Source organism: Melioribacter sp., from assembly GCF_049325435.1.
GTDB classification, from domain to species: domain Bacteria; phylum Bacteroidota; class Ignavibacteria; order Ignavibacteriales; family Melioribacteraceae; genus Melioribacter; species Melioribacter roseus.
This window is the reverse complement of the sequence record NZ_JBMOLD010000001.1, coordinates 190,482-212,535: the sequence shown is the minus strand read 5'-3', so window position 1 is coordinate 212,535 and position 22,054 is coordinate 190,482. Positions and strand designations below refer to the sequence as shown.

Annotated in this window: 24 protein-coding genes and 1 pseudogene; all 25 read left to right on the top strand. The window is 40.9% G+C overall.

Going from position 1 to position 22,054, the window contains the following annotated elements:
- Nucleotide 1: 1 nt before the first annotated feature.
- Nucleotides 2–601 carry a magnesium transporter MgtE N-terminal domain-containing protein gene (locus ACOYVE_RS00915; protein ID WP_014856796.1) on the top strand — a complete coding sequence of 200 codons (600 nt, stop codon included), beginning with the start codon at nt 2–4 and terminating at the stop codon, nt 599–601.
- The gene (locus ACOYVE_RS00910; protein ID WP_014856797.1) at nt 598–2,724 is read left to right on the top strand and encodes a flagellar hook-length control protein FliK; all 2,127 of its coding nucleotides are present in this window, start codon (nt 598–600) and stop codon (nt 2,722–2,724) included. The genes ACOYVE_RS00915 and ACOYVE_RS00910 overlap by 4 nt, the downstream gene beginning before the upstream one ends.
- Nucleotides 2,725–2,734: 10 nt before the next feature.
- Nucleotides 2,735–3,421, top strand: coding sequence for a flagellar hook assembly protein FlgD (locus ACOYVE_RS00905; protein WP_422880554.1), 687 nt, complete (start codon nt 2,735–2,737; stop codon nt 3,419–3,421).
- Nucleotides 3,421–3,813 carry a TIGR02530 family flagellar biosynthesis protein gene (locus tag ACOYVE_RS00900; protein WP_422880553.1) on the top strand — a complete coding sequence of 131 codons (393 nt, stop codon included), beginning with the start codon at nt 3,421–3,423 and terminating at the stop codon, nt 3,811–3,813. Before ACOYVE_RS00905 ends, ACOYVE_RS00900 begins: the two co-directional genes overlap by 1 nt.
- A 109-nt stretch (nt 3,814–3,922) precedes the next feature.
- Nucleotides 3,923–5,935, top strand: coding sequence for a flagellar hook protein FlgE (locus ACOYVE_RS00895; RefSeq protein ID WP_422880552.1), 2,013 nt, complete (start codon nt 3,923–3,925; stop codon nt 5,933–5,935).
- 179 nt (nt 5,936–6,114) lie between these two features.
- A complete protein-coding gene (locus tag ACOYVE_RS00890; RefSeq protein ID WP_422880551.1) occupies nt 6,115–6,654 on the top strand; it encodes a flagellar basal body-associated FliL family protein in 540 nt (179 codons plus the stop codon).
- Nucleotides 6,655–6,656: 2 nt separating this feature from the next.
- Nucleotides 6,657–7,643, top strand: a complete 987-nt coding sequence (gene fliM, locus ACOYVE_RS00885) for a flagellar motor switch protein FliM (RefSeq protein ID WP_422880550.1) — start codon at nt 6,657–6,659, stop codon at nt 7,641–7,643.
- Between the two features lie 118 nt (nt 7,644–7,761).
- Nucleotides 7,762–8,037, top strand: a pseudogene (gene fliN / locus ACOYVE_RS00880) (flagellar motor switch protein FliN); the annotation flags it as partial.
- Nucleotides 8,037–8,384 (top strand): flagellar biosynthetic protein FliO, encoded by a 348-nt coding sequence (locus ACOYVE_RS00875; RefSeq protein ID WP_422880549.1) that lies wholly within the window; start codon nt 8,037–8,039, stop codon nt 8,382–8,384. The pseudogene fliN and the gene ACOYVE_RS00875, both read left to right, overlap by 1 nt.
- Nucleotides 8,381–9,136 carry a flagellar type III secretion system pore protein FliP gene (gene fliP / locus ACOYVE_RS00870; RefSeq protein ID WP_422880548.1) on the top strand — a complete coding sequence of 252 codons (756 nt, stop codon included), beginning with the start codon at nt 8,381–8,383 and terminating at the stop codon, nt 9,134–9,136. The genes ACOYVE_RS00875 and fliP overlap by 4 nt, the downstream gene beginning before the upstream one ends.
- Nucleotides 9,136–9,402 carry a flagellar biosynthesis protein FliQ gene (gene fliQ / locus ACOYVE_RS00865; protein WP_422880547.1) on the top strand — a complete coding sequence of 89 codons (267 nt, stop codon included), beginning with the start codon at nt 9,136–9,138 and terminating at the stop codon, nt 9,400–9,402. Before fliP ends, fliQ begins: the two co-directional genes overlap by 1 nt.
- A complete protein-coding gene (locus tag ACOYVE_RS00860) occupies nt 9,399–10,196 on the top strand; it encodes a flagellar biosynthetic protein FliR (protein ID WP_422880546.1) in 798 nt (265 codons plus the stop codon). The genes fliQ and ACOYVE_RS00860 overlap by 4 nt, the downstream gene beginning before the upstream one ends.
- Nucleotides 10,197–10,199: 3 nt before the next feature.
- Nucleotides 10,200–11,285, top strand: coding sequence for a flagellar biosynthesis protein FlhB (gene flhB / locus ACOYVE_RS00855; RefSeq protein WP_422880545.1), 1,086 nt, complete (start codon nt 10,200–10,202; stop codon nt 11,283–11,285).
- Between the two features lies 1 nt (nt 11,286).
- Nucleotides 11,287–13,350: a flagellar biosynthesis protein FlhA gene (flhA, locus tag ACOYVE_RS00850; protein ID WP_422880544.1), complete on the top strand. Its 2,064-nt coding sequence runs from the start codon at nt 11,287–11,289 to the stop codon at nt 13,348–13,350.
- Nucleotides 13,340–14,437, top strand: coding sequence for a flagellar biosynthesis protein FlhF (gene flhF / locus ACOYVE_RS00845; RefSeq protein ID WP_422880543.1), 1,098 nt, complete (start codon nt 13,340–13,342; stop codon nt 14,435–14,437). Before flhA ends, flhF begins: the two co-directional genes overlap by 11 nt.
- A complete protein-coding gene (locus ACOYVE_RS00840; RefSeq protein ID WP_422880542.1) occupies nt 14,437–15,297 on the top strand; it encodes an AAA family ATPase in 861 nt (286 codons plus the stop codon). The genes flhF and ACOYVE_RS00840 overlap by 1 nt, the downstream gene beginning before the upstream one ends.
- Before the next feature lie 71 nt (nt 15,298–15,368).
- On the top strand, nt 15,369–15,599 hold the full coding sequence (locus tag ACOYVE_RS00835) for a hypothetical protein (RefSeq protein ID WP_422880540.1): 231 nt from the start codon (nt 15,369–15,371) through the stop codon (nt 15,597–15,599).
- Nucleotides 15,592–16,227, top strand: coding sequence for a sigma-70 family RNA polymerase sigma factor (locus ACOYVE_RS00830; RefSeq protein WP_422880539.1), 636 nt, complete (start codon nt 15,592–15,594; stop codon nt 16,225–16,227). Before ACOYVE_RS00835 ends, ACOYVE_RS00830 begins: the two co-directional genes overlap by 8 nt.
- Complete coding sequence (locus ACOYVE_RS00825; RefSeq protein ID WP_422880538.1) at nt 16,220–17,092, top strand: HDOD domain-containing protein; 873 nt, start codon at nt 16,220–16,222, stop codon at nt 17,090–17,092. The genes ACOYVE_RS00830 and ACOYVE_RS00825 overlap by 8 nt, the downstream gene beginning before the upstream one ends.
- A gap of 5 nt (nt 17,093–17,097) precedes the next feature.
- On the top strand, nt 17,098–17,979 hold the full coding sequence (locus ACOYVE_RS00820) for an HDOD domain-containing protein (RefSeq protein WP_422880537.1): 882 nt from the start codon (nt 17,098–17,100) through the stop codon (nt 17,977–17,979).
- Nucleotides 17,976–19,286 carry a sensor histidine kinase gene (locus ACOYVE_RS00815; protein ID WP_422880536.1) on the top strand — a complete coding sequence of 437 codons (1,311 nt, stop codon included), beginning with the start codon at nt 17,976–17,978 and terminating at the stop codon, nt 19,284–19,286. Before ACOYVE_RS00820 ends, ACOYVE_RS00815 begins: the two co-directional genes overlap by 4 nt.
- Nucleotides 19,283–19,870 carry a hypothetical protein gene (locus ACOYVE_RS00810; RefSeq protein ID WP_422880535.1) on the top strand — a complete coding sequence of 196 codons (588 nt, stop codon included), beginning with the start codon at nt 19,283–19,285 and terminating at the stop codon, nt 19,868–19,870. The genes ACOYVE_RS00815 and ACOYVE_RS00810 overlap by 4 nt, the downstream gene beginning before the upstream one ends.
- A 13-nt stretch (nt 19,871–19,883) precedes the next feature.
- Complete coding sequence (locus ACOYVE_RS00805; protein ID WP_422880534.1) at nt 19,884–20,594, top strand: flagellar hook-basal body protein; 711 nt, start codon at nt 19,884–19,886, stop codon at nt 20,592–20,594.
- A 12-nt stretch (nt 20,595–20,606) separates the two neighbouring features.
- The gene (gene flgG, locus ACOYVE_RS00800) at nt 20,607–21,407 is read left to right on the top strand and encodes a flagellar basal-body rod protein FlgG (RefSeq protein ID WP_422880533.1); all 801 of its coding nucleotides are present in this window, start codon (nt 20,607–20,609) and stop codon (nt 21,405–21,407) included.
- The gene (gene flgA / locus ACOYVE_RS00795) at nt 21,407–22,054 is read left to right on the top strand and encodes a flagellar basal body P-ring formation chaperone FlgA (protein ID WP_422880532.1); all 648 of its coding nucleotides are present in this window, start codon (nt 21,407–21,409) and stop codon (nt 22,052–22,054) included. Before flgG ends, flgA begins: the two co-directional genes overlap by 1 nt.

Sequence of the window (22,054 nt, the reverse complement as noted above, 5' to 3'; positions counted from 1 at the left end):
AGTGAACGGAAAAGTAATAATATCATTTATACTGGCCTTTATTGTGGTTACCGTAGTAATGATATACGGCGCTACAACATACAGAAATATATTCGACTTCGACTTTACTCCGGTATCGGAAATCGAAGCGCAAAAAGCTAAAATGGCTCAAAATGCCGACGCAAAGGATAAAGAAAAATTTAATAGACGCAGCGATAAAAAAGAAGTAAAAAAGTCTTATGATTTCTCCGATAACGGCGCGTACGATACGATGACTGTCAGTCTTAAAGATTCTTCTTCGTTGATTGACAGCATTAACACGCTCCTTGCGGAAATACGCAGGCTGCAAAACGAAAAGGAAAAGCTATTAGAAAGTCAAAAAAAAGCGGATAATCAGGAAAATGCAACTCCTCCGGAAGAAGAACAAAAGTACCGCGAGTGGATTAAAAATACGGTAAAACTGTACGAAGCGATGGATACAAAAAAAGCCGCTAAAATAATTCAGAATTATTCCGATAATATAGCGAGAGACATAATATTTTCTATGAAAAAGAAGAAAGCGGCGGAAATAATAGCAGAATTAAATCCTGAAATCGCAAACAGAATAATTAGTTTACAATGATGAACTTCAATCCGTTATTTATTGATAATAATTTAAGCGGTCTCGGACTCGGCGCTCTTCAACAGAGCGGCAAAACGTCTGCGGGTCAGGGAACTAAAAATTATCTGTTTGCGGATATCATAAAAGTTTATGAAGAAGAGTTAAACGTAGCAAATTCCAAACTGGGCAACGATCTGCTTGTGAACCTGGAAGGATTGAAAGATTTTATTGTTACCAAAACCGACACCAAAATTATCGATGGATTCCAGAACAGCCTTAATAATCTCGAAGAATTATCCATTGTTTCGAATTCAAACTCCGTCAATATCGAAGATGCAAAGATCTCTTCGAAAATTTTCGTGCTTACTCCCGATAATCTTCTCGCTTTTCTCGGAAGCATAAACAATATTATTTCGGAATCGGAATCCCCTCAAACAAAGAGCGAGCCGGGTGGCGCTCTGTTCTATTTGAATGATTTCAAAAACTCACTGCCGACAGAAGACGATTCGAACAAGCAATTGCTCGATATAAAAAAATTATTCTCCGTTATGTCGAATAAAGAGTCGGTTAAATTCAATTTTACGACAAACGGTGAAAAATTGACGGTTGCCATCAGTCAATTATACGATAAAGGCGACAAACCCGAACAAAAAAGAGATAATACCGCCGGCGCAGACGGTAGCGAAACGAATTCCGAGAAATTGGCGTTGTCTCAGAATCTGTTGCTGAACATAGCCGGGTTCAGCGAACTCGAAAAAGTCGGCGCGGAATATTATAAAATAGAAATCGTACATATTCATAAAGGCGAACAAAAAATATTCGATATCAATACCGGGCAGATAAGGGAACCGGAAATTAATAACCGCGAAATACTTACGAATAAGAATACGTCCTTAAACGAAAGTTCGGAAAACATTTATAAAACCGATAATAATTCGGATAAAATAGCCGGAGAAATTAAACCGGTAGCTAAAAATAACGACGAGCAGAAAACTCAAAAAACGGAAATTCAAGGAATAGACCTTTCGAAATTGAATCTGAAGGACCTCGATACGGAATTGACAAAAGAAGAATTTCATAAAATCCAGGAAGTTCTCAATTCGAAAGAACGAAAAATCGATTCGACCGGCAAAGTCTATTCAAAAATCATAACTTCGGAAGAAAACAAAACAATTGCCGAATTTAATCCGCCTGTCGTCAAAAAAGAATCGACCGCAAAAATAAAATTATCCGAAAATTTAAAAGAAAGCTTGACTGATAACGACGGCGTTAAGAAAAATATTCCGGAAATAAAAGTCGAATCGAATAAAACGGACGCCCGGATTAACTCTGAAAACCCTGATAAGCCCGTTGAACAAAAAATTCAAATCGATAAGCCGGAGGCGTCGCCTCAAGTAAAAATCGGCAATGAAAACAAAATAGAAACGAAGACGGAATCGAATTCTTCTTCCAACATTAACGCAGAAGAAGCGAATGCAGTGAAAAAGGAGACTAATTTAAGCAAGGACGAAAAAGAATTCGATCGGCAAAAAGAACAAAATGTCGAAACAAAAGAAACCGCGGTAAAAGAACAAAAAGAAACCGACAGAAAACAACCTCTGAACGATCAATTCGCTAAAGAATTGAATAAGCAGCACGACAATTTGATTCATAAAACCGATAACCAGGTCGAAAGAGTTAACGCAGGCGACAATCAACCGAAGATTGAAAACGGCAGCGTCAAAAACGAAAATTTGAAAGAAGCTTTCAAAATCGTTAAGGCTGCGGAAGTAATTTCGGAAATAGTAAAAAGCGTAGACGGCACAAAACAGCATCTGAGTTTCAAACTCGAGCCCGAATCGCTCGGGAAATTAACCGTATCAATCGACTACGTAAATAATAAATTACACGCTCATATCGAAGTCGAGAACGAGCAGATTAAGCAATTTGTGCAGTCGAATCTCGATCAGTTGAAAAACAATTTGCAAAATAACGGCGTACAGGTGAACAGCATTAATGTCGGATTGAATAATAACGAGCAAAAAAATACAAAATACGTAAATCCAAAAAGAAAATTCCATGGGAAGATTGCAGACGTTAAAACCGAAGACGTTCCCGAAGTAAAGAAGATGATGGGTTACAACACATACGATTTTTTAGTATAGGAGAAAGAAAATGGTAACAGATGTGAATTCAAGCGGAAGCGTTAATACAAACGCCAATGTATCGGCAAATAAAAGCGCGCTGGGCAAGGACGATTTTTTGAAACTTATGATTGCGCAATTAAAAAATCAGGACCCGCTTAATCCCATGGACGGCACCGAATATGCATCGCAATTGGCGCAGTTCAGCTCGCTAGAGCAAATTACAAATCTTAACAATTACCTGAAACAGAGCGTAGACGCCAATTATATGTTGACTCAGTCGATAAACAATACAATGCTGGCAAATTTAATCGGGAAGGAAGTAAAAATAGGAGGAGATTCGATTAAAGTCGCAGGTCAGGATTCGGTTACACTAGGATACGATATTCCGGACGGGGTAAAATCTGTAAAAATTAATATTTATAACCAATACGGTACGCTCGTTAAAACAATTGAAGCTCCGAATAAAAAAGGCAGTAATTATGTCGACTGGGATTTTATAGACGGCAACGGCAACCGGGTAACTGACGGAGATTATACTTTTGAAGTGAACGCATACAATTACAATAACGAAGAAGTAGAAGTAACCCAGTATAAATCCGGTCCGATAGACGGAGTAAAATATACCGAATCAGGCACATTATTAATAATTAACGGAGTGGAATACTCGTCAGGAGATATTCTCGAAATAATAAACAAAAAAGGAGGTGATAGTTAATGGCAGAAATTAACGGTGTTTCTGTTCCTTTTGTTCCGATAGTCGGGAACAACACTGCGGTCAGGAACAGCCGTGATCCTGTTAAAGCCTCGTTCGATTCGATTTTTCAGCAGGAACTCGAAAAGGTTAAATTTTCCAATCACGCCCTGAAGCGCCTCGAATCGAGGAATATACAGTTGGGCGAGGAAGATTTAACAAAAATTCAGAATGCGGTTGAAAAAGCAGAGTCGAAAGGCGCCCGCGATTCGTTAATTTTGATGGACTTATCGTCAAACGAGCGCAAAGCGGCTTTTATTGTAAATATTCCGAACCGTACTGTTGTTACGGCAATCGAGGTCGAAAACGCTGAAGAAAATGTATTTACGAATATCGACAGCGTAGTTTTTGCTTAAAAAATAATATTTCGGAGCGGGACCTTCCGAGGACGCTCCGGATCCGGCGGACTGACTGAAGCCGGGTCAACTGAAAAATAATTAATTATAAAAGTCCAAGGAGGTTAAAATGGCACTTCTTAATTCTCTCTTTGCAGGCGTTTCCGGTCTGCGCAATCACCAATCGATGATGGATGTAATCGGTAATAATATCTCGAATGTTAACACAATCGGCTTTAAAGGCTCGCGCGTTACATTCAGCGATACTTTCAATCAATTTGTTAAATCAGGTACTAATCCAACCAGCACTTCAGGCGGCACGAATTCGTTCCAGATCGGTCTCGGCATGAAAATCAATTCGATCGACCGTAATTGGAATCAAGGCACATTCGAAAGAACGGGAATTACGACCGACCTTGCTCTCCAGGGACAAGGGCTATTTATCCTGAAAAGCAATGGGCAGCAATTTTATTCCAGAGCCGGAGCGTTTATTTTCGACGCCGACGGTAAACTGGTCAATCCTCAAAACGGAGCCGTAGTTCAGGGCAAGATTGCCAACGGCTTGGGAGAAATACCCGCCGGCACAACATTGCAGGATATAGTGATTGACAAAAATCTGCGACTTCCCGCTGTAAAAACAACTGAAGTTTCTTGGGGCGGTAACTTGCAAAGCAGTTCTACTACCATAAGGACAGACATTGTAGAATTAGTAGGCAACCTTAAAAAAGAAACCCCTTCTGGCACGCAATATTTCCCAGTTCCAGCAACAACGACACCTACAACTACACTAAAATTAAAAGGGAATATTGATAGCAGTTCTACTCTCTATCCCGGGCCTGCTAACACGGATTTTCAACAAAAAACAGTTTATGACAACCAGAATAATTCATATACCTTTGATTATCGATTTGAATATGACGGTTCAAATTGGCAATTGTATTATAAAATTGATGGAGGCTCAGAACAGGGTCCGACGCAAGTGAATTTTGATGGCGCAGATGTGGTTAGTATTACTGACGGCGCCGACCTTAATTTTATCATAGACATGTCAGAGTTAACTTTGGGCGCCAGTCCTACTATCATCGATGAAATATCTTTATCTTCCTCATCGTTTAACATCAACAAAATATATAATAAAGACGGAAAAGAATACCAGTTATGGAACCGGTATGAACAAGATACAAGCGGCAACTGGACATATTACTATGAAATAAGAGATGATGCGGGAAATCCTCTCGGAACCCCGATTACAGGCAATCAGTCGCTTACCTTCGATGCATTAACAGGAGTGTGTACTAACGACCAAATAATTATCCAGGATGCAACTGAAAAAATTGATTATAAACTGAACTTTTCTTCTTTAAGCAATTTAATAGCCGACAGCAATGTAGTAACCAGGATAGACAAAGCGGAAGTACCCGAACCCGTTCTCGGCGCAGTTACAATTTTCGATTCTTTGGGTAATCCGCATACATTGTCGGTTAAATTCGAGCACGTTGATAATAACCGTTGGAGCTGGAGCGTTTCTCTTCCCTCGACCAGCGGTTCTTTGAGTCCTAATGCCTACGGAGAAATTTATTTCGATCCGAACGGGCAGATTCAGAGCGTTTGGCAAGCCGGCAGCCAGGTTACGTCGTCTCCTCCGATTCCAAAAGTAACGTTTACGCCGGCAAGCGGCGCTGAAGCTCAGATTATCGACATTGACTTCGGAAGCGGCACCGCAGGCGTTACTCAAACTAACCTTACATCGCAAATTGCAGCTCTTTCGCAAAACGGATCCGCTTCGGCTGCATTATCGAATCTCAACATCGACCAGTACGGAAATATTATCGGTATTTTCTCCAACGGAAATTCGAGAACATTAGCTCAGATAATGGTGGCTACGTTCAAGAATCTAAACGCACTTGTGAGCGTTGGAGATAATATGTACAATGTGGCTGCTAACAGCGGCGACCCGCGTATTGACACTCCCGGAGAAAATTCCGTTACTACAATTCAGTCCGGCGCTCTCGAACAATCTAACGTCGATCTGTCGGAAGAATTTACAAAAATGATAATCTCGCAGCGCGGCTTCCAGGCAAATGCCCGTGTTATTACCACTGCCGATAATCTTCTCCAGGAAATCACGAATCTTATCAGATAATAGGTCTCAGGGATTGCCGTTAAATACGGCAATCCCGTCTTTTTTCGTTAAAAAATTTCCGTGATGTAGCAGAATGTGCAGGTGACTAATATTAGCCACTTCGTTGTTCTTAATTTTTGATTAGTAATGAATTTTAAGGCTTTAACGAGTGGCATATTAATTGAAAACTATTAGTCACTATGGCACAGGAAAACGAAAATATCTTAGAACAGTCTGAAACTTCCGGAACCCAAAAAGGTTCCAGTTCAAAAATCCTTGTTATAGGATTGCCGCTTTTCATTGTTCAACTTGTAGCGGTTTATTTTATAACCGCTAATATTTTGCTGCCCAAAATCCAATCCCACTATGCACTCCCAACCGAAGAACACGCTCAATCGGGCGATTCTTCAGCCTCCGAAAGCGAAGGCGTGGAATTCGGAAAATTCATTTATGTTGTAGACGACCTCATAATCAACCCCGCCGGCACGGACGGCAAACGCCTTTTGCTTGCTTCGATCGGGTTCGATATCGCAACCGAACAAAATAAAAAGGAACTCGAAGAAAAGGAAGTATTGGTAAAAGACGCGATTATTTCGGTTATGGGCAGCAAGGATATGACTCAATTGAGCAACGCTCTTTACCGGGATTCATTAAAAATCCAAATATCCGACCAGATCAAGCAATTGATGCCCGATATTAAAATCAATAACATTTATTTCAGTAAATATATTTTACAATAATTATGGCAGAGATACTCTCACAACAAGAAATCGATCAACTGCTCGATAATATAAAAAGCGGGCAGGAGCAAAAAAACGAAGAGCAGAGCGATAAAGAAAAGGAGGCGGTGCTTTTTGACTTCCGTCTTCCGAATCGCATCTCCAAGCATCAACTCCGCATTATTCGAAGTATCTGCGATAACTTCGGCGAAAGTTTTACATCGTTTCTTGTTACCAAACTCCAAACTGCCGTTAACATTAACGTCGCTTCAATCGACCAAATCTATTATTCGGAATACGTACTTTCGGTTTCAAATCCGGCCTGCCTCTATACTTTTAATATAAAGAATACCGACATTAAAGGCATACTTGAACTTAATAATGATCTGGCGTTCCTGTTTGTGGATAAACTGTTGGGAGGCAACGGATTAACGACAAAACAGGTTAAGGTCATCACGCCGATCGAGCAAAGAGTGTTGCAGGTTATAGTAGACCGTATAATGTACGACCTTAAAAAGTCGTGGCAAATTATCGACGACCTGGAATTCGAAATCGAAAAATTCGAGCCGGATATCGATTTTGCTCAGATTACGTCGCAAAGCGAATCCGTTCTCCTTATTTCGTTCGAATTAATTATGGGCGACCAGTCATACATGATGAACGTCTGTTTTGCCACTTTTGCTTTCGACGCAATACTGGCTAAAATGACGACCCAAAAGTTATCGTCCATTAAATCGACCAAATATTTCGGCGTAACGTCCAGAGAAGTTCTCACGAAACATCTGGCGCAAACTGCGGTTCCTATTAGCGTGGAATTCGGCACAACCAAACTGACGGTAAAAGAAATTATGGAACTTGAAGTGGGGGATATTATCAAACTGAAGAATAAAGTTCACGAAGAACACAAAATCAGAACCGGCAACCGTTTGTTGTTCCTTGGCAGAGCCGGCGTGCTGAACAATCACAAAGCAATAAAAATAACTGAAAAAGTATTCGAAAAAAAACTCTAAAGAGGGAATTATGAGTGAAAATATCAACAATCCCGACGCTATGGAAAACATGGAAAACCCGGAAGATAACTTTACTGCATCTCTGGCTCAGTTCGACGAATTCGACGACTCAACCCGTACCCTGGGCGGAGCCGACGAAAAACTGAATCTGTTGAAAGACCTCCAGATGAACGTCTATATCGAATTGGGAAGAACACAAATGCAGATTAAAGATATTCTCGAGCTCGAAAGAGGTTACGTTATAGAACTGGAAAAATTAGCCAGCGAACCGGTGGACGTTTTCGTCAATAATAAAAAAATAGCCGAAGGCGAAGTCGTGGTAATCGATAAACATTTCGGCATAAGAATAACATCGTTGGTCGACCCGGCTCAAAGAATAAAGGATATCTATTAATGTCAGCCTTCGATATTACACAGGCTTTTTTGCCGCTTATTCTTGTAATAATAATTCTGGGCATAACTCTCTATTTCGTAAAACGTTATACGTTTTCGATGAAAGGCGGCAGACGCATGCCTTTGAAAATAGAGGTTCTGAGCAACCAGCTTATTATGCCCAAAAAATATCTTTCAGTTGTGCGCGTTGAAGATAAAATTATGCTGCTCGGAGTAAGCGAAGCGGGAATTACTTTAATAAAAGAGTTCGACAGTATAGACCTGCCGGACAATAACGAAACCCAGAACGGCGATAATCAGAAAAAATCTTTTTATGAATTGCTCAAGCAGAATTTAGGAATGCGATGAAAAAGTGGATTATAATCGGGATTATATTGCTAAGCGGTTTTACCTCTCTTTATGCGCAATCTCAATCGCCATCGATTCCTATTCCCAAAATTGATCTCGGAATCGGTACGGCAACTTCGGGCGAAGACGTTTCCGTAACCCTGCAGATCTTATTGTTGATGACGATTCTGGCGCTTGCTCCTTCAATCGTCATTATGACAACGGCGTATTTGCGCATTATAATCGTATTCCATTTTCTTAAAAGCGCGCTTGGCACTCAGCAAATGCCTCCGTCTCAACTTCTGGCTGGAATTGCGCTTTTTATTACCTTTTTTATTATGGCGCCAACATGGAACCGGGTTAACGACGAAGCTTTATCTCCTCTGATGGACAACAAAATAACGGTCGAAGAAGCTTACAACAAAGGCATCGAACCTATCAGAGAATTTATGTTTAAGAATACAAGGGAAGAAGACCTGGAATTGTTTGTGGGACTTTCCAATTTGCCCCGACCCGAAACCAGAAACGACGTGCCTACTTATGTATTGATCCCGGCATTCGTGCTGAGCGAACTTAGAATTGGTTTTATAATCGGCTTTTTCCTCTTCATTCCATTTCTGATGGTCGATATGATCATCTCTAGTATACTGATGTCGATGGGTATGATGATGATGCCTCCTATGATGATTTCGCTGCCGTTTAAAATATTATTATTCATACTCGTCGACGGATGGAATTTGATTATCGGTTCTCTGGTAAGGAGCTTTCATTAATGTCGGAAGAATTGATCATAGAAGTATTGAAAGAAGCTTTTTATACGGCTTTTATTATTTTGCTGCCCGTTCTGGGAGCGTCGTTAGTAGTCGGTATTTTAATTTCGATATTCCAGGCTGCAACGTCTTTGCAGGAAATGACGCTTACTTTTGTGCCAAAGTTAATCGTTACGGCGCTTGTGATAATTTTTTTGCTGCCGTGGATTGCCGATAAAATGATTTCGCTTACAAATAAAATGTTTACAATGTTTCTCAATGTGATATGACGACGAATATTCTGATAAAGGATTTTATTTTATTCATTTTCGTATTCATGAGAATAGGAGGATTAATATTCGCCGCTCCGGTTCTTTCGTTTAAAGGCTTTCCGGTTTTGGCGAGAATATTTCTGGCAATTGTAATAGCTTATATTGTTTTCCTTACATTGAATAAATCAAATGTCAATATCGATCTCGATTTAACAAACCAGTCGGGACTGATAACATTGGCTTTATATTCGGTGAGAGAATTGTTAACGGGTATGATACTTGGTTTCGCAATGAATTTCATATTCTGGGCTGTATCTTATGCCGGTCACTACATCGGATTCGATATGGGACTCATGCTTGCAGAAGCGCTCAATCCCGTTCAGGAAATTCAAACGAATATCGTCGGTCAGTTTTTATACTACGCGGCGATAATGATTTTCATCTTAATTAACGGACATCATTATTTAATCAGCGGATTGGTAGCTTCGTTTAGCGTTGCGCCGCTGGGCAAATATGTAATAAACGAACCGGTTTATACTTTGTTGATTAAATATTCTTTCCTCGTATTTACAATTGCGATAAAAATTGCTTCGCCCATTATCGTATCGTTTTTCCTTGTGCATCTTGCGGAAAGCATAATAGCGCGGGTAATTCCGAACATGCAAATTATATACATTACTCAGCCGCTCAAAACATTATTGGGCATATTCATGATTTTATCGCTTATCCCTTTTTACGTTTATGTATTAAAAAATTTACTTGAAGGTTACGAGTACAGACTACTCGATTTAATAAGAGCAATGGGACAATAAAAAATGCCGAATTTCGAAGGACAGGAAAAGACCGAACAACCGACCGGGAAAAAGCTCGAAGACGCTCGTCAGAAAGGACAGGTCGCCAAAAGCAGTGAAATTAATTCGCTCGCTATTTTCGGCAGCGGTTTGATTATTGTATTCTTATTTAGAAGTTACATCGGCGGACAGTTTTATGAATTTTCAACGGATATATTTTCAAAACTCAATCAAGTGGAAATGAGCCACACGGTTCTCCAGACATATGCGTTAAAATGGGGAGTGTTTTATTTGATGCTGATGATGCCGATTTTGATTGCCGTATTCATAGCTTCGATAGTCAGTAATGTGTCGCAAGTAGGATTCAGAATTACGCCCGAGGCAATTTCGTTTTCGCTCGACAAATTCAATCCTTTTAAAGGGATAAAAAGAATATTGTTTTCGACGCGTTCGTTTGTCGAATTGGGTAAATCGCTGCTCAAGCTCGTTATCATCAGCATTTTTACTTATTTCATTATTTCCGAGCTTATTAGAAAGAGCATACAGTTAATTGACCTGAGCATTGAAGATACGGTCGAATTTATGCTCGATTCTTCTTTTTCGCTGATATGGAAAATCGTACTCTTTTTCGTTGTGATCGCGGCGGTCGATTATATTTTTCAGCGCTATAAATTCAGAAAAGATATGATGATGACCAAGGAAGAGGTTAAAGAAGAATTAAAGCAGACGGAAGGCGACCCGGTAGTAAAGGGAAGAATTAAGAAAGAAATGATGATGGCGGCTCGTCGCAGAATGATGCATGAAGTTCCCAAAGCCGACGTGGTAATTACCAACCCGACTCACGTCGCCGTTGCGCTCAAATACGAAATGGGTAAAGACAGCGCGCCTAAGGTTGTAGCCAAAGGTTTGGATTTGGTGGCGCAGCAAATCAAAAAAATTGCAGCCGAAAATAACGTGCCGATGTACGAAGACGTTGAACTTGCAAGGGCTTTGTACAAAACGTGCGAAATTGGGGATGAAATTCCGGCTAACTTATTCAAAGCCGTAGCTCAAATTCTGGCTTATATTTATCAGATGAAAAAACTTAAAAAACAGAAGAGCATAATCTGATATGAAACTGTTCGGGAAAAATAGCGATATTTTACTGGCATTCGGATTGATACTGATGCTCGGTTTAATGTTGATTCCTTTGCCGGCGTCGTTTCTCGATTTTCTCCTTTCGTTAAATATTACTCTTGCTCTACTCGTGTTAATTGTATCGTTATACATACAATCTCCGCTCGATATTTCTGTGTTTCCGGGACTTCTGCTCGTGCTTACTTTGTATCGTCTGGCATTGAATATATCGTCTACGCGTCTGATATTAATTGACGGTTTTGCCGGTCAGGTTATCGAATCGTTCGGTTCGTTTGTGGTCGGCGGCAATTATGTGGTCGGTTTTATAGTGTTTATTATTCTTGTTGTAATTCAGTTTATAGTAATCGTGAAAGGCTCCGGCAGAATTTCGGAAGTGGCTGCGCGATTTACGCTGGACGCTATGCCGGGTAAACAAATGGCCATAGATGCGGATTTGAATACAGGTTTAATAACCGAAGCCGAAGCAAGAAAAAGAAGAGCCCATATAGAAAGAGAAGCCGAATTTTACGGCGCTATGGACGGCGCGAGCAAATTCGTAAAAGGGGACGCCATTGCGGGACTTATTATCAATGCGATTAATATCGTCGGCGGTTTTATTATCGGAGTAGCTCAAAAAGGTATGTCGTTTCAGGACGCCGTCCAAACTTATACTATTTTAACAATCGGCGACGGACTCGTTTCTCAAATTCCCGCGCTTTTGATTTCCACCGCGGCCGGTTTGGTCGTTACCAGAAGCGCATCCGGCACCGCTCTCGATTTTCAGATGAAAAGCCAATTGTTCTCCAATCCGAGAGTGTTGGCTACGGTATCGGGAGCCGTGTTCCTCTTTGCATTCATACCCGGTATGCCTACGATTCCTTTTCTGATCTTAAGCAGTGTGCTCGGAACATCATCTTATATGAACAAAAAAGGGGTTACGTCCGAAGCGGTAATTGAAGAAGCCGAAGGAGAAGAACCGAAAGACGAAGAATCGAAACCGGCTGAAGAAAAAGTTGAACAATATCTGCAGGTCGACCCGATAGAAGTTGAAATCGGCTACGGTTTAATTAGTTTAGTCGACGAAAAACAGGGCGGTAATTTATTCCAGAAAATATCTTCTACAAGAAAGGTAATAGCCCTTGAATACGGAGTATTGATACCGCCCGTTCGCGTTAGAGACAATCTGCAGCTTTCGCCGAATGAATATGTAATCAAAATTAAAGGGAACGTAGTCGCAAGCTTTGAATTGTACCCCGACAGATACCTGGCGATGAACCCCGGCGTTACCGAAGAAGAATTATCGGGAATTCCGACAAACGACCCCGCGTTCGGTCTGCCGAGTTACTGGATAACTCACGAAGAAAAAGAAAAAGCGGAAATGCTCGGATATACTGTTGTCGATGCAATCTCCGTTCTTGCTACGCATTTGCAGGAATCGCTCAAACGGAATTTCGACAAAATACTTTCGCGCCAGGAAGTAAAACAATTGCTCGAAAATTTGAAGAAAGAATACCCGGCGGTTGTCGAAGATATCAATCCGGACATCCTCAATCTAGGCATGATTCAAAAAGTGCTTCAAAATCTTTTGAAAGAAGGAATCCCGATTAAGGACTTTGTGAGAATTCTCGAAGCGTTAATCGATTATTCCAAAACCACAAAGAATATCGACGTATTGACCGAATATGTGCGACACACAATCGGCGATACAATAGCCAATTTGTACAAAGACTCGAACGGAATAATCCACGCCGCAGCATTGGGCGAAAATCTGGAAACCATGATTACTAAATCGCTCCAGGCTCAAAAAGACAGTATGATAACGCTCGGTCTTTCAACTGAAGTATTGCGCGAACTCAATATCAGAATTCAACAGGAAATAGAAAAATTCAACAACATGGGATATCCTCCAATTATTATTACTTCGGCGGCAATCAGACCCTATTTTTACCGTCTGGTCAATTCGAGTTTTCCCGACCTTGCATTGCTTTCGTATAGCGAATTGCCGTCAAACGTAGAAATCGAATTTATCGGAAAAGTAGAGGTGGGTAATGCAAATTAAGAAATTCGTCGCGCCTACATTACGCGAAGCCAAAGAACAGATGAAAAACGAACTCGGCGGCGATGCCATTATTCTGGGCACAAGGGTAATCGAAAACGACAGAAGATTCAATTTCAGGAAAATGTTTGAAATTACCGCGGGAGTGGACGAAGAAATCAAGAAAACTCCGTCGTTTGACGACGAACCGGTAATTGAAAATGTCGATATCGATGTTGAATTGTCCAGGCTTACGCAAAAAATATTTGAATCCAAAGAAAATAAAAAAGTTGCCGCGGAAGATGTGGTTACCGAAACAAGAAAACTTACAAAGACACAATTGGACGAATACCTGGAAAAATTACTCGACCTGGAAATTAATCGCCAGCTGGCTAAAGAATTGGTTGAACAATTGAAGAATTACGACGGTCTGCTCGGCGAAGCGAATCTGGAAAATTATCTGATTGCCGGAATGGCTTCGATGATTCCTACAAAAGAATTCAAAGTAAAAAAGAACCGCAATACTAAAGTGGCTCTGGTAGGACCGACCGGGGTAGGTAAAACTACCTGTATAGCCAAGTTGGCCGTTATATCGAAGATTATTCATAAACTTAAAGTAGGACTGATTTCGATCGATACATATCGTTTGGGAGCTATAGATCAATTGCGGATATTTTCTGAAATAAGCGACATTGAAATGAGCGTGGCATACGAACCCTCCGACATGCCGAAGCTGATTAAAAAATTCAAAGATAAAGACCTGATTTTCATCGACACTGTCGGCAGAAGCCAGAAAAACAGGGAGAATTTGAATAAGATTAAAGAATATCTCGACGCCGCGGAAGTGGACGAAACGATTTTGGTCGTTAGCGCCACAAGTTCTATGCGTACGCTCTCCGACGTGGCCGAGAGATTCAAAGTTCTCGATTACGGTTCGGTGATCTTTTCGAAAGCCGACGAAGCCGTTACTTACGGCAATATTTTCAATCTGGCGAATAAATTCAATCTGCCCGTAATGTTCCTTACGAACGGTCAGGTTATACCCGACGATATTTTATCGGTCAACCCCGAATATCTTGCAAACGTAATTTATAAAGGGAAACTCTACTGATGAACGATCAGGTAAAACGTCTGCTGGAATTACGACGCCTTCAAAATAACAGGGAGGGGAAGACCGCTCTTGTAGTCTCGGTATGTTCCGGCAAAGGCGGAACCGGCAAGTCGTTTGTTTCGCTGAATCTTGCATATAAACTTGCGCGACTCAATAAAAAAGTTCTTGTAATCGATTTTGATTTCAATTTATCGAATTTACATTTGCTGTTGAATGAAACCGTTAAAGAACCGCTCTCCGATTTTTTCAATCAAAAAGTAACTTTCGACGAACTGATCTACAGATATAACGATAATCTGCATTTGATTTTCGGCGATTCCGGCAGCAACAATTTTCCCAAAATTACAAACGATCTTATCGAATATTTCTTTATCCATCTCGAAAAAGCCTCGCGAAATTACGACTTTGTTTTTATTGACTCGGCTGCGGGAGCCGACTCGAATACGATGTATCAAATCAGCCGGTCGGATTTGAATTTAATCGTTGCGTCGCCGGAACCGACTGCGATCATGGACGCATACGTACTGATAAAACTGATTACCGAACAAAGTATCGATAAACGTTACATGAACATGCCCGAAAACATTATAATTATCAATAAAGCGGACGACAAAGAAGAGGGCGAGCAGGCATTCCAGAATTTGAGCACCGCCGTTCGGCATTTCCTCAATAAAGAAATTATACTCCTTGGCGTTATCGGGCACGACAGAACGGCATATAAATCGATTACGAACCAGGAACTGCTGGTTGAACACTATCCGAATTCGATGGCAGCCCTTCAGATAGACGACCTTGCAAGACGCTTCCTGAATATTGCACAGATGGCTAATAATAGCCAGCTTCTTAACCAAAAATCCTAAATTCAGCCTGAAAATCAAGTTTTTCTAATGGTATAGTCTTTGCATCTCTCTTATTCAAAAGAATAGGAGAGATGATGAACAAAATAATAATGCAATTCGGATTACTCGTTTTCTTCTTCTCCGTAATTTATTTTGTTCAAAAAGGACTCGACGTTACGCGGGTAATACTGAATTCCCTTTCGATATTTCTCCTTTTGACGATAATGTTGAGCTTCGTCACTATCAGTTTAATTAAAGCCATCAATCGCAATTCGTTGGAAAAAATAAAAGAAGAACCATCGGGAAAAGACAGTAATGAATAAAAACGAATATTTATGGGAAACCTTCAAGGCGCATCCTTCGCCTGAATTGAAGAAGAAGATTATTCTCAATTACATCAATCTTGTCCATTATGTAATCCACAAGACTAATCTCAATCAAAGCGAATTATTCGACAGAAGAGATTTTTTCCAATTCGGTATCGAAGGCTTGAGCGAAGCCATCGACCGTTTTGACCCGGATTACGGGACAAAGTTCGAAACTTATGCAATTCAAAGAATACGCGGCAAAATTTACGACGAAATTCGAAAATACAGCCATAAATACGAAATGATCGGCGAGCCCGAGCCGGTCACCACAAGCAGCAGCGGAACGGTTTCGCTCAACAGCAATTATATCGAAGAAGAAGGTATGCAAATGTATGAAATGATGGCCGACGACAGCGATGAGCCTCTGCAGATTCTCGAAAAGAACGAGATGAAAGAAAGACTGGTCGAAATGATAAAACAATTGAGCGACCGCGATCGAATGATTATTACTCTCTATTATTACGAAGAACTCAATTACCAGGAGATTGCAAAGGTACTCAATATTACGGTATCGCGCGTATCTCAATTGCATTCCAAAATAATGAAAATACTCAAACAAAAACTTACTGAAAAAAATGGTTGAACAGGGAACATCCGAAATCAAGGAAAAGATACGGAAGCAGCTTTCGGGAATAGGAAACATACCGGCTGTTCCGCAGGTTATTGCAGAAGTTTCCAATATGCTCGATAATGAAATGACAAGCGCGTCGGATCTTTGCAGGGTTATATCGAGGGATCAGGCGCTTGCCGCGAAAATTTTGGCGGTTGCAAATTCGCCTCTCTACGGATTGCCCCGCAGAGTATCCACTATAGAATTTGCGGTAGTCATTATCGGTTTCGATCACATCAAAAACATTCTTCTGGCTCTCTCGCTTCTCGATACGTTCAAAGTAAGAAACGCCAAGGATTGGAATCACCAGGACTACTGGCGTCATTCAATACTGACCGCTACGGGCGCCAAAAGAATTGCCGACGATTTACGATATCCGAAATCGGGCGAAGTTTTTACCGTCGGATTGTTGCACGATCTCGGGCTCGTTATTCTTTATAAATATATGAATTACGATTACAAACAGATAATGGAATTGGTAGAAAACCAGGGCTTAAGTTTTCTGGAAGCGGAAAATAAAGTGCTCGGATACACGCACAGCCACATTGCCGAGTTCCTGCTGGAAAAATGGAATTTCCCGAGGAATATAATCGATGCCGTCGTAAACCATCATACGCCCTCGGAGTCTGAGTACAATCCTGTTCTCACTTCGCTGGTCCATTTGACCGATTATATGACGCAGAAATTCGAAATCGGGGCTTTTATGTGCGACGACAATATGCCCCTGGACGAAAATATTCTCGAAATTCTTCAATTCGGAAATATGGAATATCTGGAACAATTTATGGAAAGCTATCAACCTTTATTTAATCAACATTTTGAATCACTAAACAGATAAGAGCAATGAACACAATAGTATTCGATCAGGCGCAAAAGAGGGAACGTACACAACTGGTACTGAAAAGAGTTACTACGCTCTCGCCGGTGCCTAAAATTCTTTCGGAAGTTCTTGAATTATTAAAAGACCTGAATACAAGTCCCCAAAAACTGGCTAAAGCTATTGCAAAAGACCAGAGTATAGTGGTCAAAATTTTAACGATAGCCAACTCGCCGTTTTACGGACTTGCCAAAAGGGTTTCGTCCATCGAGTACGCCATCATGATTCTGGGTTTCAACGAAATCAGAAACATAGTGATGGCGCTTTCGCTGATGGAAACGATGAAAAACAAAAGCGATGAATACATGAACCAGAAAGATTTCTGGCTCCATTCGTATATAACTGCCACTACGGCAAAAAAGATTGCCGACGATATGAACATTCGTGAAAGCAACGACGTCTTTATCGGCGCTCTTCTTCACGATCTGGGCATCTCGGTAATCCATCGCTATATGCATTCGGATTTCGTTAAAATTAAAGAAAGCGTGGAAAAAGGTTCTAAATACTCCGAAGCCGAAAATCAGCAACTCGGTATGGACCATCAAATGGTCGGTTACAGCCTTCTGCGCAATTGGAATATTCCCGAGCATATCTGCGATATGGTAAGATTCCATCACAATCCCAATCAATCGACGAATACGAAAATTCTGTCGTCGATAATTCATCTGAGCGATTACATGACTCAAAAGCTCGATATCGGCAAATTCGATTGGGATAACGATCTTGAACTCAGTCCCGAAGCGGCTACAATTCTGCAGTTCAAGGATATAAATGAAATTGAAGAATTTATAGAAAGCTACAGAGAACCAATTTCATCACAAATAGATTCACTGAGGAACCTGCTTTGAGAGTAATTAAAGACAATACCGCGCGGTTCGAATCGTTTTCGAAATCGCTTCAGTACTATACGAAAGGAAATTCCTCCGGGGATTTTCAACTGATTAATATCGAAACTCATCGTTCGAGAAATAATCTGTTCGAAAAGTATAATTACATCGTCCAGTCGTTATATACTTTTCAGAAAAAATTTGCGGGTCTTAAAAATATCGACGATATCCACTTTCTGTTCAGCCATCACGTCAAAATGATAATTTCTTCAAAAGAAGTCGATTTGTTCCTGTTCGACGACTCGCGAACGGTCTTGAAATCGGTCAGTTCGAAATCTTCCGCGCTCCAGAATAATCTGGTGAACAAGGCATTCAAAAACGGCATACTGGACTGGATTTTCGAGACACAGAAGCCGACGCTCATTCCTGATCTGAGTTCGATTACAGGCGAAGGTTCGAAATTATATCAAACGATTTTTCCCGTTTATTATCAGAAAAATCCGATAGGCGTGGTATCGCTTTTGGGTCCTGCCTATAAGATTTCCGAGGATTCGCTCGAAAATCAGGCGATTTATATTCTTTTGAGCGCGGTAATACCTCAGATAATATCGATACAACAGAAAAATAAAATAAACAAACTGTACGACGATTTACAAACTTACGAATCGAAACTTAATAATGATTTCAAACTTTACGCTGTCGGAGAATTTGCCGAAGGCATAATACACGATATGCTCAATTCGCTGCAGGTTATTCTCAGCAATGTCGATTATATCGAAAGTCTCAATACAGGCGTGGATACCGAAATATTCGAAAAAATAAGGGAACGCGTCGACAGGCTGAGCGGTCTGTCGCAAAAGCTCTTCAAGTTCAACGAAGTAAATCAAAACGGCGGAAAGCAGAATCTGCCGTGCGATCTTAATAACCTTGTCAAAGAATTTTACGGCGTTGTAACGGCGACTCTCAAGAGTCTGGAACTCGAATGCGAGCTCGATCTGGAAGACAATATTCCGCCGGTGCTCGGAAATTCGAAGGAGATTAAACAAATCCTTACTAATATCTTTTCGATGATCAAGAAGAAATCGAACCGGGGAAGCGGTATCGTTATTCAAACCAAGTATATAAACGAAGTTATAGTTCTCTCCGTCTTTGTTACCGATTATTGGGAAGATTTCGGAGAGTCGAGCGATTATATATCGAATCTCACAATTAAAATTGTCGGCGAATTGATGAAAAAATGCGACGGCAAAATCGAATACGATTCAATGCCTCTTAAAGGCACTTCAATTCATTTGTTGTTCCCATTAAAGAGGAAGTTAACAAAATGAGAACGCTTTTGGCTATACTGATTCTTTTATACGGAATGCCGGCTTTTTCGCAGACCGACAGCTTGTCGGTGCGGTCGGAAAATGAAATTCCGGTCGAAGATTCCGTAGATGTAAGAGAACTCGTAGCGCAGCAAATTCTTATGGCTAAAATTAAAAACGAAAAGAAGGCAATTAAAGAACCCGATATTATTCAGACGGCGCCCGAATATGAAAACGAAGCGCCCGTAGTCATTAAAAAGAAAAAGTCGGTTTATCAATTGTTTGTGGATCTGCCTTTCAACGTAAAACTGCTGATTTCCTTCTCGGCGTTTTTGTTCGCTCTTATCTTTATTCGAAGAGCCGTTCTTAAAGCGCAGCAAAAAGCCAGGAAGAAACTGAAAATTAACATCGGCATGATGAGAGAAGAAAAATTGCAGCCGACAACGGATATCCGCAGAAGTAAATTCAGAAAAGAATTATTGAGCAATCCCGTAATCAATAAGCTGAACGACAAAAATATCAATAAAAAAGCTAAGGAACTTAAAGTGGCGCAGGGCGAATTGATGCTCGCTGCCAGACTTAAATATTACGAGTTCCATAACTAAGGGAGAAGTCGCAATGATTAAAGGTATTTATTCGGTGGCAAGAGGAATGATGCAAAGGTCTCAGAATATCGACATTATTGCCAATAATATTGCAAATATTAACACCACCGCATATAAAAGGGAAATACCTTTTTCCGAATACATTAACGAAGCGGGAGAGGCTCAGTTCAAAAAATTAACGAGCATGCAGCAGGGCGAAACCGTTCTTACATCCAATCCTCTCGACGTGGCAATTTCCGGAAGGGGATTTTTCATGATTAAAAACAGCGACGGTCAGTACGAATTAACTCGCGACGGAAGATTCCGTCTATCGGACGACGGATATCTTGTGGACGGGGCTGGGAATAAGGTACAGGGTAAAAGCGGCGAAATTTATATGGGCGAATTGATCAGAAACAAGGACTCAGAAATCAAAATTTCCAACAACGGAGAAATCAGAGTAGGAAATCAGTTCATCGATACTATCCTTGTAGTGGATGTGGAATTTCCCGAAAGTTTGAGTCGTATCGGCGCCTCGAATTTTTTGTTGGGAAATCAGCCGTTTAAGGAATTGAACGAAGACGACTTCAAACTGGCGCAGGGATATCTGGAAGAATCGAATACTAATCCGATTCTGGAAATGGAAGCGATGATTGCGCTTAACAAATCTTATGAAACGTCGCAAAAAATTATTAACGCGCTTGATCAGTCGCTCGATCACGCAAATCAAATTGGTAAAATATAAACGAGGTAGACTATGCCAACGAGAGCTTTGAGAACTGCGGCATCCGGAATGTATGCGCAACAGATTAATATCGAAGTCATTTCGAACAATATAGCGAATATCAACACAACCGGTTTTAAGAAAAACCGAGCGGACTTCCAGGATTTGATGTATCAGGAAGTCAACATAAATCCGTTGACGAGTTCGACGCCGGGAATTTACGAAACGACGAATAATAAAGTTCAGGTGGGAAACGGAGTAAAGCCAGCGTCCACTCAGAAAATTTTCAAACAAGGCGACCTTGTAGCCACAAATAATCAGATGGATTTGGCAATTTACGGCGACGGATTTTTTCAGGTGCGCAAAAGCGACGGCACATTCGCCTATACTCGCGACGGCTCGTTTAAGCTGAACGCCGACGGCAGAATCGTAACTTCGAGCGGTTACGAACTCGATCCCGGCTTTACGATCAATAACGACGTTGTAAATCTTATGATTGCCAAAGACGGAACGGTCGAAGCCGAATTGGTCGACGGTTCGCGCGTTGCTCTCGGCAGTATCGAAATTGCCCGTTTTATGAATAACGGCGGTTTGGTCGCTCTGGGAGATAATTTGTACGGAGAGACCCCTGCCTCCGGTCAACCGATACTCGGAACGCCGGGAGAAGACGGATTCGGCGAAATTCATCAGGGATATCTCGAAACTTCTAATGTCGATATCGTCGAAGAAATGATTGCAATGATTGCAGCTCAACGGGCTTACGAAATCAATTCCAAAACCGTTAAAACGGTTGAAGATATGATGACTATGGCAAATAATCTGAAGAGAGGATAATGTTGGCAATATTCGTTTTAATATTGCTTCAATTATTTCCGGGTGATTCATTCGAATCAAAATTACAGAATTATTTATCCGAAAAATTGTCGGACTATTCCAGATTTACGTTTAAAGTAAACAGTCTGCCAGTCAATTACAGCCGGATCGAAATCGACGATACACGGCAATTGAGGATAAGCAACAGGTATGCATTTTTACCGGTTCACGTTTACGATGCATACAGCAATGTCAACAATTCGTTTATAACCATCGAAATTGAACTTTACAAAACTGTGCTTAAGGCAAACAGGAAAATAGAAAGAGGGGAAGCGCTGAGCGGCGACATGTTCGATTCCATCGAAGCGGAAATAACTTCAATTAAAGGAACTCCCGTCTTCGAAACTGAAGAAATTGCGGGTAAGAGGAGCAGAACCGTTATTAACGAAGGCACGGTATTGACGGAAGAATTAATTGAACCCGTACCCGACGTTTTCCGCGACAGTAAAGTTATTCTTCATGTAATAAAGGGGAGCGTGGACATTTCGGTCGACGCCACAGCTCGTCAGGAAGGCAGGATCGGCGAAATAATACGCGTAATTACGACGGATAATAAAATATTCAAAGCAAGAATAATCGACAAACAAAACGTTTTATTGGAAGACTAA